The organism is Parachitinimonas caeni (assembly GCF_030129945.1).
Taxonomy (GTDB): domain Bacteria; phylum Pseudomonadota; class Gammaproteobacteria; order Burkholderiales; family Chitinimonadaceae; genus Parachitinimonas; species Parachitinimonas caeni.
In genome coordinates this window covers 1-12,482 of sequence record NZ_JARRAF010000057.1, presented here as the reverse complement: position 1 = coordinate 12,482, position 12,482 = coordinate 1, and the positions used below count along the sequence as shown (strand labels likewise).

Here is a 12,482-nt window from a genome sequence, read left to right as displayed (position 1 = left end):
TCACGGACAAGCTCAAGAGTTACGGCGCGGCCAAACAAGACATCATGCCGGAGGTTGAGCATCGACAGCACAAAGGCTTGAACAACCGTGCAGAGGTGTCCCATCAGCCCACCCGGCTGAAAGAGAAACAGATGCGGCGCTTCAAATCCCCGGCACAGGCCCAGCGCTTCCTGTCCGCTCACGGGCCCATTAACAACCTGTTTCGTTGTCGCCGCCATTTGCTCAGTCGGGTCGATTACCGCGCTGCGCGTGAAAAGGTTTTCTTCACGTGGCAGATCATTACCAACGCCCTTGCTGCGGCCTGAATTGGGGGAGCCGTGCGATTGGCGCAACTTTTACGCACCATTATATGACAATGGCAATTTGGCTAAATTAAGTTGTCAATACCCGCTCAAAAAAGCAGTCAGCCTTCGCTTTTCGATAGGCATAAAACAGCTCTGCGAGTTGCAACCCAGCCCAAGAGTCGATAGTGGTCGCAGTCATCAATGCACCATCGCCGATTGCATCTGCTGCTGGACGTACTGATAAACAACCTCGGCACGTAGTTCGATATCCTCACTGGAATACTCGTCGGGCATCCCTTCCAAAAGGCGGTCGATGATTGCAGCTTTCATCTGTGCCTGCGCCGAAGCGCGGTCGCGCAAATCACCCATTTCAACGCGTCGTGCCTCGACGGTATCCATCAGCTCCAGGGCAACCTTCTTTATCTTGTCGATATCGCTTTTCGTGATGCTGGCTCTATCTTTCGATAACAGGTCGTACACAGCTAGCTCTTTCTCGTTTTTGAACCCTTCGCGGACATAACGCTGCTCTTCGAGATCGAGCGAATCATGCAGCTTCATCAAGTCGTCAAAGACACGCTGAATTTCAGCATCGTCCTTATCCTTGTTGTAATCAGCAATGATTTCTTGATAGCGTTTGTAGAGGTCAATGCGGCTTGGGTTCTGGGCCATCATGCGATCCAGCCGTGCTTGAATCCGTTCCTGCAAGGTCAGCACAGCCGTTTCCTTGTAGGGTGACTTGGCAAACTCAACCCGTAGGCGCTCGAAGTCGATGCCCGACAAGTCGTATTGCTTGGTGGGCTGGTTCACTTGCCCTTTAGGCGTCACCTCTAGCGATGCATCAATCACGCCGCAAATCTCTTGCATGATCGCCGTGATGTCTACTTTTGGCTTGGGCTTTTGAAGCAGGTTGTAGATGGCCGAAATGGCGTTTTCCTGCGGCTCATAAGTAAATACGCCGGGATTCGGAAACAAACCCCTGAAGCGGTCAAACACGTCCTCAGCCAGGACCTGAAACGTCTTTTTGTTTTCGGCAGAAGCGCTGAGCACATTGCGGGCCTTCAACAGTTCTGCCCAGGTCTCTTCGCCTTCCTCGGCGCGTACCAAGGCATCCAGTTCGTAGCCCACAGTGTTCAGATGGTCTTGCACCTTGCCAATGGCTGCCGCGTATTCAGCCAGTGCCTGATCCTCGTCGAATAGCGGATCAGCAGGCGTGCCTTTGTCGCCCTGCGCATAGGTGGCCAGTGCCTTGCGCAAGCTCTTGAGCATGCCGTTGTAGTCGATGATGAGGCCGTTCTTTTTGTTAGCAGCCACCCGATTGACGCGAGCGATGGCCTGCATCAAGGTGTGCCCTTTCATGGGCTTGTCCAGATACAGCGTTGCCAGCGACTTCACATCAAAGCCGGTCAGCCACATGGCGCAGACCACAGCCACGCGGAACGGGTGCTTGCCGTCCTTAAAGCATTCGTCAATGTCCTTGCCGCCAATACCCTTGACCATGATTTCGCGGTAGGGCTTAACGTCGATACCCTCATCGGCGAAATCTTTGACTTCGTTCTGCTCCGGACTGAACACCGGGTGAATCTGCGTGTCGGCCATCCAAGCAATCTGCGCTCGCAGCCGGGCTACAAACGCCGTTTCAGGTTTGCCAGCCTTGGCAAAGTATTCCTCTTCCTTCTGGAGCTTGCCTTGCAGCTCCAACAACTTGGCCTGCCACTTGTCCTTGATGCGCTCGGCCATCTTGGCACAGGTGATCTTGTCGATGCAGACCAGCATGGCCTTGGCATTGCCACCATACTTCGGCGGGTTGCCCGATTTGACGGGCGACTCCATCAAGCGCCAGCGTTGGTGAAAGTGCTCAACGAAATCGGTGGCAACATCGTTCAGGTGCGTGTCCGAGGTGAAAACCGGATATTCCCGCGCCAGTTCACGGTAGAGCTTTTCTTCCTGCTCTTCGGTTAGCTCGCCATCGGCACGGGCGGCGTCGATGCGCTCTTCGATCCGCTTGTTCAGATCGGGATCAACGATGCGTAGCTTCTCGCCCCGATTCTCGTAGTACAGCGGTAGGGTGGCACCGTCCGAGACGGCTCGCTGGAAATCGTAGATTGACACATACGGCCCGAATACCCTCTCGGTTTCATTGCGCTCCTTGCCTTCAATCAAGGGCGTGCCAGTGAATGCCAAGAATTGTGCATGGCGCAGAGCCATACGCATCCGCGTTGCCAATTGCCCGTACTGGGTACGATGCGCCTCGTCAGAAAGCACGATGATGTCTTGTCGCGTCGTCCATGGCTCATGCACACGTTGACGGAACTTGTGAATCAGGCTGAACACATAGCGGCGGTTTTCGTCCTTAAGCAAGCGTTCCAAGCCTTCGGCCCCGGAGGCCTTGTCGCCCTTATTGGTCGAGACCCCGCAGCCAACGAAGGTTTTGTAAATCTGCTCGTCCAACTCCTTGCGGTCGGTCAGCAGCACAAAGGTATAGGCCGCTGACACCTTACGGTGCACCTTCTGGCAAAAGAACACCATGGAATAGCTTTTACCGCTGCCTTGGGTATGCCAGAACACGCCCAGCTTGCCCGCCAGCACATCGGCATCGCCGGCCTTCAGTTTGGCAATGGCTTTGTTGACGCCCAAGTACTGGTGGTTCCGTGCCACCACCTTCAGTGTGTGTTCTTCGCTGCTGTCAAAGAGCGTGAAGTTCTCAACCAGATCCAGCAATGCACCCTTGGAGCACATACCGCGCAATAGGATCGGCAGAATGGGCTTTAGTGGGGGCTCATCGTGCTTAGGCGCTGGGTCGATATCGTCCTCATTGAGGCGCTTCCAGCGATAGAAGTGATCCCAGCCGCTGGTGATGGAGCCAAAGCGCGCATCCAGCCCATTGGAGACGATCACCAGCGCGTTGTAGTGAAACAGGTGCGGAATCGTGTCCTTGTAGTCGGTGTAGTTATCGTCGAATGCCGCCTTCAGGCCTTTATCGTGGCGCTTGAGTTCGACGAACACCAAGGGCAGACCATTGACGAAGCCCACCAAATCACAGCGCCGCCGGAATGGGCCACTTTGCACCCACAGCTCACGCACAACTAGAAAGTCATTCTTGGCTGGGTTCTGGAAGTCGATCACCGTGACGTGCACGTCCTCAGCAGCATTGCCACCGGGGGACTTCAACGTAATGCCATCGCGAATCAGCCGCCATTTGGCCTCGTTGTGTTGCAGCAGCGTCTTGGTGGGGTCGGCATCCAGCAGTTGATCGCGTGCCAAGGTGAGCTTGACGCGCCCCTCTGGTGTAGCCGCCAACTTGGGGTTGAGTTTGCACAGCGCCGCATCCAACTCCCGTACCAACACCACCTCGGTCGCGTCCTTACGCCCCAAGAGCGAACCTGGGCCAAAGGTTTCGGTGTTGAAGGCAAAAACCGAACGCCAATCGAGGTGGTCCTCGAACAACCTGGCGGCAGGCTCCTGGATATTGTTGTCTTCCGAGTAGGCGGCGCTGGCCATGATGCTCCCTTTTGTTTTTAGACTTGGATTTCGCCGGACATCAGTTTAGGAAGAAGCGCGTCACGTGCTTCTCGAAGGCGTTGATTCATTCTGGAAAGCAGTTGAATTTCTTTAAACATCGGCTCAACCTTCTCGTCGAAGTCGTTGAGCACATTTTCGGGCGGCTGAAATGCAAAATAGGAATCAAAGCACTTCAGATTGACGCGTTGCCGACCATCCGAACCAACCATGCTCCCAATTGCATGCTTCCTGAAACCCTCGTCGCGAGCCGTGCAATAGACCCAATATGGACTGACTGACTCACTTCTCATGACAATGAATTCTGTCGATCCGCTAGCAACTGGTTTGTCTTCCTCTAAGAATTGGACAAACCCTGTCTTGCCATTTTCAAGGCACGGAGTGATGCGTGCGAGTAAGGTGTCTTGGTTTTGGAACTTTGCACCGCCAGAAATAGCGCGTTCCTCAGTGTCCTCTATAAGCATGGAGCATTCTGAAAGCGCCTGCATTGGTACAAACGGGTAAATACGATCCTTTTCGAAAGCAACCTTCGGATTGATTTGAACCATATCTGATATGGATTTTCTCGCCCAGCCTTCTGGGACTCCTCCCACACTTGGATACGACTCGTGGCCGGGAAACCGCAGATTCAGAAACCATTCGCGGTACAGCAAATGCGCCGACTCTTCGAGCAATGCAATGCGGCGCTGGTTGTTTTCGATCAAGTCGTCGTAGTTGCGTATCGCCTTAGCGACTTGGATCTGTGTATCCAAGTCAGGCACCAAGATTTGGAACGACTGAAATCTCTCCATTTCCAGCTTCTTGGTGCCATGCGCTGCCTCAGTTGCAAGATCACGTATGGAGGTGGCCTGGGAACGCAGGGCTGAAAAAAGGAAATATGGGTCGATGCCTTCTTTTGCTACCAAAGCCTTCAAGTCTTGGTTAAACGCCATCGGGGCTGTGGCGTATGAAACGCGAAACTCAGTAGCAAGCGACATTCCTCGGACAACCGTAAATATCGTCCCTTCCGGCATCAAGCGACTGCCAGCCGATAAGCCTTCTTCTGTAATTTGGAGAGTTGTGTCCTTGATGAACTGCGAAGTCATTTCTCCTGAACTGACCCAAGGAATTGCGCCTCCCCAGTACTCTGGTCTCCCTTTGTTTGGGGTGCCGCCGGAAAAAAATGATGCGCAGTCAGCCAGTGCTCGTTGCTCCCATTTCATTCAAACAGCTCCACAAAGCGAGTTTGAATCGCGGCGGCAAGCTCCATGGCCTTGGCATTCAGGTCAGCCAACTCTCCATGGATTTCCCTCATGCGCGTGACGAAGGCTTCGCCGTTATCGTCCCCGACACCACCGACACTGGCACCTACGTATCGCCCCGGCGTAAGTGAATAGTCATTGTCTGCAATCTCTTGGCGCGTCACGGCCTTGCACAAGCCCGGCACGTCTGCATACAGCCCGTCCGAGAAGCGGTGCAGCAGCCAATGCCCCTGGGCCACGAAGTAGCTGGCGCGTTTGAAGGCTTCAACGCCCAGGTCCCGCACGGTCGGTTTTTCGCGCTTTTTGGCGTCACGTGGCAGCAAGGCTTTCTTTGCATCCCGCGTCGCATCGCCATCAAATGCTGCCCACTGTCGGGCGCGCAGGCTTTTCTCGGCCAACTCCAGCAGCTTGAGCCAGCCCTTGTGCCTTGCTTCCAAGGCAGCCAACGCGGTTTTGAGGCCGGGGTTGGCTTCATCCAGTTTGTCTTGCAATGCCTTGCGCTGCGCAAAGCTGGCGTTATCCGGCAGCGCGGCAATGGCGTCTTGCAGCGGCTTGGCATCGTTCAAGCTTTGCGCCAGCGTGGCATCCCAAGACGCGGCTTGCTGTTCCAGCTTGGCAAGTTCGCTGCGGAAGTGGGTCAGCGCTTCGTCGGTAATACCATGCTCTTCACCCAGCTTTTCACGCACGGCAGCCACTGCCGCGTCGTCTTCGGTGGCCTTGGCGAAGTCACGCAGAGCATGGGTGAGCGCCTTGATTTGCAGCCCGTCGGCAGCCAATCGCTCTGGCATGGTGGCGAGGTATTGCCCAGCCTTGCTGTGGTAGCTGGCCAGCAGCGCCGTGAAGCGGTCATGCTCGCCTCGATACAGCCAGGTAATGGCCGTCAGGTTGGCGAGCTGTTCTTCCGAAAACACATGGGAACGGGCCGAGGCGACGGTGTAGACGTTGCGTGCGTCGATCATCAGCACGGTGTCGAGCAAATCCTCAGGCTTGCCCTTGTCGAAAAACCACAGGGTGCAAGGCAGGCTGCGGGTGTAGAAGAACTTGGGGCCGATGGACATCATCACGTCCACATGGCCGCTTTCCACCAGCTTCTGGCGAATGTCTTTGTCTTTGTTGCCGGCATCCGATGCGCTGGACGCCATGACGAACCCGGCGCGGCCGGTGTCATTCAGATAGCTATAGAAGTACTGAATCCACAGGCTGTTGGCGTTGGAGATGGTTTCGCCATCGCCCTTATTCTTGCCCTTGGTCTTGGTGGCGATGCCCGGCAGGCCGAAGGGTAGGCGGCCGGTCTGGTGGTCGCCTACCTGGCTTTTGATCTTGGCGACCTGCACGCCATCCACATTGAACGGTGGGTTGGCCATCACGAAGTCGCATTGCCCTAGCAACTGGTGATGGTCTTCATAGAAGGTGTTGCCGATGCGAATCTGTCCCTCCAACCCATGCACCGCCAAGTTCATCCGGGCCAGCTTGCTGTTGAGGTCAGCTTTTTCCTGGCCGTAGAAGGTGATGTCGGTATCGACGGTGTGCTTGTGGCGCACTTCCTCAATGAAGTGACCGGTCTGCACAAACATGCCTGCCGAACCGCATGCCGGATCAAGGACTGTGCCGTGGTCGGGCTCGATCACGTTCACGATCATGCGAACCAAGCTGGGCGGCGTGAAGAACTCGCCGCCTTCTTGCGCACCGCTCTGGGCGAACTGGTTCAGGAAATACTCGTAGATGCGACCGAATACATCCCCTTTGGCCGTCTGCAAGGCGGGGCGATTGAAGATTTTGATGAGTTCGGCCAACAAATCTTGCTCAAGACCTAGGTAATCCTTCGGCAGCGCGCCTTCCAGCAGTTTGTTGCCTTGCTGGTCAGTCACGGATGCCTCGATGGCAATCATCGCGTCGCGAATGGCCTCGCCCACATTGGTGCCAGCGGGCAACGCCGCCAGATAGTCGTAGCGGGCGGTTTCCGGCAGGTAAATGGCAGCCTTACCCTGAAAGCCCAGCTTGAGCCGGTCTTCCCGCAGCGCCCCAGTGGCGCGAGCGGGTACGGCCTTTTCAACTTCGGGGAGCAAATCGTTAAAGCGAGTTGTGGCGTGGCGCAGAAAGATCAGGCCCAGCACGGGCATGGAGTATTCGCTGGCCGTGAGCTTTGAGTTAGCGCGGAGTTGATCGGCGGCTTCCCAGAGGTCGTCTTCGAGTAGTTTAAGTTCTTGGTAGTTCATTAGTTTTTACGCATCCTGTGGCCCGCCCATTTGGCGGTCGAACGACTGTCTGACCAGCCCTATGACATAAGGAAGGTCTTCCTTGACCAAAAGACCAACCTCAACATCGCCATTGCCCCACCGCCCGAGATTGGTAACGTCGACGCAAATGCCTCTGGGGTCGTCGATTTCATGAAACGGCATGTTGATCGCCAGCCTCAAGCGTTTGGCTTGCGGGACAACGTCGACGAAATTCGTTTCTGCCTTGTACGCGACGTACAGCTTCAGGAACTCTTCGGTTACGCACGGATCGAGCGAGAGGACAGCTTCGCGGAACAGCTCAAACAACTCCCGCATCGGTCCTGATGCGAGGAAGGAATGATCGTCGATGCTGTACTGTTGTCCGGGCTTGGCTGTTGCTGGTCGATAGGCGTCAAGTACGTCAGCCGGTAGCTGCGGAGCAGCCCATACTTTTGCAGCCTCTAGTGCCAACCGGTCAGCACGTGCCTTGATAGCATCCTCGTTCCATACCGTTACTTTTCCGAGTCCGAGGTTCAGTTTGAGCGGGCTATGCGCAAACCCTATCAAGTTGCCATCTTTGTCGGAAACCTGGTCACGTTTGTAGGCAAACGGAAGATCTCGGTACTCGCTGTTGTATCCGGTCAGCGTGAGATTGCCCAAGGTATGCAGCCAGGTCTGCTGGACGCTTTGCCAATCGGACCCTAATTCGGCCTGCCACTCTTTTGACAGCGATTTATTCTGCGGAAGAATGTGCTCGATGGTGTAGTTCTCGACATCGATACGCTCCTTCTTGCCGTGGTTCTCCAGTCTACGCAGCCAGTAGCTGCGGCTACGGAAGTTGTATAGATCGCGCAACTTGATCTCGCGCTGGAATTCTTCATCATTGGGGAAGCGACGGTAGGACGGCAATATGAGAAATGCTGCCTTGACGCTTTCGAGGTAGCGATCTTTTTTCAAGGTGCGCGACAGCCCAGCAAACGTCTTGTTCATCGAGTTGGTCGGGATCGCGCAAATAGCCCGACGGAAGACGTAGCTTTCGACCAGTCGGACAATCTGCGCCAACTCCTCGGCGGAAAGACGGTCGTGCTTGTAGTCGTTGTAGGCATCGAGCAGGAAGGGATAGGAAACCTCTACCTTCAACTCGCGCAGATCGTGGAATGCCTGCTTCAGTGACAGGTCGGGTTCTGAGCTGAGTGCGATGGCGCAATAGTAGGTCGCATACGAGTGAATATCGGCGACAAGATCACGCGTATCGCGCTTGAGCGACCGTGCGTAGGCTTTGAACGCCGTATAGACCTCGCGCACATTGGGAATCTCGCCCGTTTTGGCCGTCAAATAGTGGCGCATGAAGGCGTCGAAATGAACTGCGTAAGCAGCCTGCCCAAAGCCCTTCTCCATCGGGCGCCAATAGGTCTTATACAACTCCGTTTGAAGCTTGGGCTCCAAGCCCATCAGAATAAAGTTACGAATGAGATCGGCCTGACTCAGTTCAAGTCCGGTCGAGTTCATGCTCTCGAAAATCAGCTGCGGGTTGTCCTGCGAGCGGTCGAGTGAGACATCAACAATGACCAGCTTGGCAAGGCCTTGGCAGATCGCCTCAAGTTCATTCTCGTGCTGCAAGATCAATTGCTGAAACAGCGCGTAGTTCTCGTTGATTCGCGTGCTGCTCTCGGAAGGCATGGGCGAGTTTTGAAGAATCGCCAGCAAGGTTTCTTTGTCGGTTTCAGAAAGCAGAAGTTTGAAATGGCGCTCGCCTTCTTCATCAGGGTTGAGCAGGTAATAGTTGCGTAGCTTCTTGGCAGAGAAGGTCTCCAGCAATTCGCCGACGCCCTTGCTCTCGAAGTGCTTGGCGAGTGCGGCAATAAGGAGTGTTGACGTGGTGAGGCGCTGCTGCCCGTCGATTACCAATAGCGCTTCTTGCTGAACGACGTTTGATAGGCCGCGTTCGACATAGACGATTGAACCGATGAAATGTGCCGTCACGCTCTCTTGGCGCCCCGCTCGCAGAAGGTCGATCCAAAGTTGCCGACACTGATCTTCTGTCCACGAGTAGTTGCGCTGGTAAATCGGGATGACGAACTGAGGCGATTTCTTCAGAAATTTGAGCAGGTTTGCTTCAGTTGCTTTCACGTATCCCCCTTGCAGCCATGTTCTTAAGTGCTTATGCCAAATAGTACTATGGCGTGGTCCTATCGTCCCCAATGGCCTTCAAAGTCAAAGGAAAGCTGCCGCTGGTGCCGAATCGCCAGCAGATAAATCGCTCCGCCGATTTGCGCGTAGAGCAGCAGGTAATCCTTGAGCACGTATTCGCGCAACGCCTCGGGGTCCGTGGTCAGCGCTAATAACTTTGCGCGTAGCGCTGCCAAGGCATTGGTGGTCTCGACCGAGCGCGGCTGCCGGAGCATGAACGGCCTGCCCATGCCGGGGAAGCGTTCAAGGTTGGGAATCACCGTTTCCAGCAGTTCATCGAGCAGACCATCGTAGGCCTGCGGCGCTTCTGCTTCAGTCAGGAAGCGTTCGATCTCTTCGAGATTGCGCTCGAAGTTGGCGGTGAATTTGATTACGGTTTTTTTCGCCATGCGCAGTACCTGAACTGTCAGGCGCTGCGGCGACGTTTGATGGCGGTGATGGCACTGCGGGCGTCTTTGACATTTCCAGCGGCCACATCATCGAGACCTTTGCCAGCCTCGTCGATCAGCAGCAAGTGAATGCGCTCGCGCTCCAACTGGTGGTAGTAGTCCAGCCGCTGCGCATCAATTAGGGCGATGTAGCTTTCTCCGTTCTTGGTGATGATCTTCTCGGCCCCACCCTTGACCTCTTCAGCCAGTTCAGAAAAGTTGGCGCGGGCGTGCGAGAGGGGGATAACGTCGCTTGCAGCAATTCCCATGGTCGTCTCCTAAGCCGCACAAGATGTGCAGTATTTTGTACATCATACGCTTAGGTAGCCGGGGGCGAAAGTGGAACCTGCGAGGCTCGTCGGGGCGCACAATCGGGAGACAACGGAATGCAGGTTCGACGCGATCTGGCGGTCCAGCGGAGGGTGTCAGAATTTTTGTGTAACCGGTTCATGAGCGACACTATCGCTCTCAACCGGAGAGACCATGAACAAGACGCCACCGACGATCACTGACGAGCTACTGGATCAGCTGCTGATCAACTACCAGAAACCTGAAGACCTGATCGGTGCCGATGGCATCCTCAAGCAGCTGACCAAGAGGTTGGTGGAGCGAGCGCTAAATGCGGTATTGACAAGTTAATTTGCCAAGTTGCCATTGTCATACATTGATACGTAAAAATCACACGAATCGAGTTGCTCCCCCAACTCAGGCCGCAGCGAGGGCATTGGTAATGATCTGCACGTGAAAAAAGCCTTTTCACGCGCAGCGCGGTAATCGACCCGACTGAGCAAATGGCGACGACAACGAAACAGGTTGTTGATGGGACCGTGAGCGGACAGGAAGCGTTGGGCCTGAGCCGGGGATTTGAAGCGTCGCATCTGCTTCTCTTTCAGCCGGGTGGGCTGATGGGACACCTCTGCACGGTTGTTCAAGCCCTTGTGCTGTCGATGCTCAACCCCTGGCATGATGTCTTGTTTGGCCGCTGCGTAGCTCTTGAGCTTGTCCGTGATCATGACGCGCGGAGCGTAGCGCAAATCCTTTAACAGCTTGCGCAGCAAGCGTTTGGCCGCATGACGGTCCCGGCGGCTTTGCACCAGAATATCCAGGACCTTGCCCTCCTGATGTCATTTTCAGAAGACGGCTGCACCAGTTGAGTGGATTTGACACCGGCAGTGAAGATGACTTCTGACATTTTGATATCAGAGTCGTCTTCACCAATCTCATCGATGCTCAATACCCGTGTGCACCAAAGTCAAGGTTGGCGATCACTTCATTGATACTCATTTCAAGTCACCGTATTCAATCCAGTATTGGAGCGAATTCAATGCCTTTCTTGGGCATGAAAAGGTTCACTGATTGCGTGCAGTCGACTTCTGACATTTGGTGCAGTCGCCTTCTGAAAATGACACCCACACCCCCAAACAAATAGAAAATTTCAAAGTATGGGGGGACTCGTTGACGGGGACTCAAATACGGCATTAGCCCAATTTAAAACCCAAGCAAGACCCGACCAAAACCCAAGAAAAACCCGAGGGTTCGACTGACCGTAGACTCGGAGGGGTTGTTGCGACTGCACAGCCAAAATCAGGTTATTTGCGCTGAATTTTTAAGAAAAACCCAGCAGAAATTGCATGGGATTCCTGCTGATTTTTGAATCCATCCCTTCTTCCGATCAAAAAATGATGGGGAGAAGGGAATGGAAAACGGTTCGCGGACGTGCTGGCAGGATATCGTAAATCATTACTGGTTATATACTATCCAACCCATTGAATCCCCGAATGTTGATTCAAAAACTTTTGCTGCTCTTCATCTGATCTTAGCGATTCAGCATTCTCTGGTATTTTGGTTCTAGAAATACGTACTCCACTCATGCATGATCGGCACCAAACTAGCTTCCAGCCGAAGCTGTCATCGGGAAAGCCAAAATACTGATAAGAAATACCCTCAGAGCCACATGAGGGGCAAAGGCACATACCATATTCAGCGTCAATCAAAGGCAATACTTTTATCCAATCCAGATAGGATAGATTGCTTTTCATTATTTAAAACCTCTCAAGCCGGCCAGATTTATTCTGCAAACAATACTGCCAAAAACTGTCTGCAATTCCATGCGCAGCTTTTGCGCTATTTGGAACAATTAAGTGCAGAAACTAATCGGCACTTCAAGTTACATTCTCTTTTTACTTACAAATCTTGGTGGCTTATGCAGCTGTTCCGCCAATTGGCACATCGCAGCAATTTCATCATCACGAAGAGATTTATGGAACTCAACCCCATCTTCTCCCAATATAAATATGACTGAAAAACTAGAATCTCTTTGGAGTAGATCAATCATGCTCTCGCACGCCGAACCCAATTCTGAAAGGCTCATCGACTTCATTCTTGGAAATCTTGCTCTCGAACTAAGCCAGCCCAGCAAAGCAATACATATTCGGCGCAGCTCTTTATCTCCAACAGAATTTAGCTCGTTAATTAAGGAGGAGGCCCGCTCTAAACTGAAGTGCAACACCTTCAAACGTATGCGAAGGTGTTGGGGTGGGAAAAATATATAGTCATTTGACAGAGAGTGAGCGAGTTCGGATTCAGGCGGGGTTGGAATCCGGGCTC

At 53.9% G+C, this 12,482-nt stretch carries 8 protein-coding genes and 2 pseudogenes; 2 read left to right on the top strand and 8 right to left on the bottom strand.

Annotated features, from left to right (window positions below; genetic code table 11):
* Positions 1–305 (top strand): DDE-type integrase/transposase/recombinase (locus PZA18_RS25500; protein WP_407951205.1); only part of this gene is annotated, 305 nt, incomplete at its 5' end.
* A 177-nt stretch (positions 306–482) separates the two neighbouring features.
* On the opposite strand, the gene PZA18_RS22695 is transcribed toward PZA18_RS25500, so the two are convergent.
* From PZA18_RS22695 to PZA18_RS22670, 6 genes are read right to left on the bottom strand one after another with little or no spacing between them, the layout of a single operon-like run.
* Complete coding sequence (locus PZA18_RS22695) at positions 483–3,782, bottom strand: type I restriction endonuclease subunit R (protein WP_284103180.1); 3,300 nt, start codon at positions 3,780–3,782, stop codon at positions 483–485.
* Between the two features lie 17 nt (positions 3,783–3,799).
* Positions 3,800–5,002, bottom strand: coding sequence for a restriction endonuclease subunit S (locus PZA18_RS22690; RefSeq protein WP_284103179.1), 1,203 nt, complete (start codon positions 5,000–5,002; stop codon positions 3,800–3,802).
* Positions 4,999–7,257, bottom strand: coding sequence for a type I restriction-modification system subunit M (locus tag PZA18_RS22685; RefSeq protein WP_284103178.1), 2,259 nt, complete (start codon positions 7,255–7,257; stop codon positions 4,999–5,001). Before PZA18_RS22685 ends, PZA18_RS22690 begins: the two co-directional genes overlap by 4 nt.
* Positions 7,258–7,263: 6 nt before the next feature.
* Positions 7,264–9,387 (bottom strand): GmrSD restriction endonuclease domain-containing protein, encoded by a 2,124-nt coding sequence (locus PZA18_RS22680; protein WP_284103177.1) that lies wholly within the window; start codon positions 9,385–9,387, stop codon positions 7,264–7,266.
* A gap of 59 nt (positions 9,388–9,446) precedes the next feature.
* On the bottom strand, positions 9,447–9,836 hold the full coding sequence (locus tag PZA18_RS22675; RefSeq protein WP_284103176.1) for a type II toxin-antitoxin system RelE/ParE family toxin: 390 nt from the start codon (positions 9,834–9,836) through the stop codon (positions 9,447–9,449).
* A gap of 17 nt (positions 9,837–9,853) precedes the next feature.
* Positions 9,854–10,144, bottom strand: a complete 291-nt coding sequence (locus PZA18_RS22670; protein WP_284103175.1) for a type II toxin-antitoxin system Phd/YefM family antitoxin — start codon at positions 10,142–10,144, stop codon at positions 9,854–9,856.
* 214 nt (positions 10,145–10,358) lie between these two features.
* On the opposite strand from PZA18_RS22670, the pseudogene PZA18_RS22665 reads away from it, so the two are divergent.
* Positions 10,359–10,508 (top strand): annotated as a pseudogene (locus PZA18_RS22665) (IS256 family transposase); the annotation flags it as partial.
* A 2-nt stretch (positions 10,509–10,510) separates the two neighbouring features.
* Here the strand turns inward: PZA18_RS22665 and PZA18_RS22660 are convergent.
* Positions 10,511–10,984, bottom strand: a pseudogene (locus PZA18_RS22660) (DDE-type integrase/transposase/recombinase); the annotation flags it as partial.
* 1,058 nt (positions 10,985–12,042) lie between these two features.
* Positions 12,043–12,482: hypothetical protein (locus tag PZA18_RS22655; RefSeq protein ID WP_284103174.1), on the bottom strand; the 440-nt coding region annotated here is incomplete at its 5' end.

Coding starts and splice junctions, on each gene's coding strand:
- PZA18_RS22695 (WP_284103180.1), bottom strand. CDS start 3,782: ATGGCCAGCGCCGCCTACTCGGAAGACAACAATATCCAGGAGCCTGCC.
- PZA18_RS22690 (WP_284103179.1), bottom strand. CDS start 5,002: ATGAAATGGGAGCAACGAGCACTGGCTGACTGCGCATCATTTTTTTCC.
- PZA18_RS22685 (WP_284103178.1), bottom strand. CDS start 7,257: ATGAACTACCAAGAACTTAAACTACTCGAAGACGACCTCTGGGAAGCC.
- PZA18_RS22675 (WP_284103176.1), bottom strand. CDS start 9,836: ATGGCGAAAAAAACCGTAATCAAATTCACCGCCAACTTCGAGCGCAAT.
- PZA18_RS22670 (WP_284103175.1), bottom strand. CDS start 10,144: ATGGGAATTGCTGCAAGCGACGTTATCCCCCTCTCGCACGCCCGCGCC.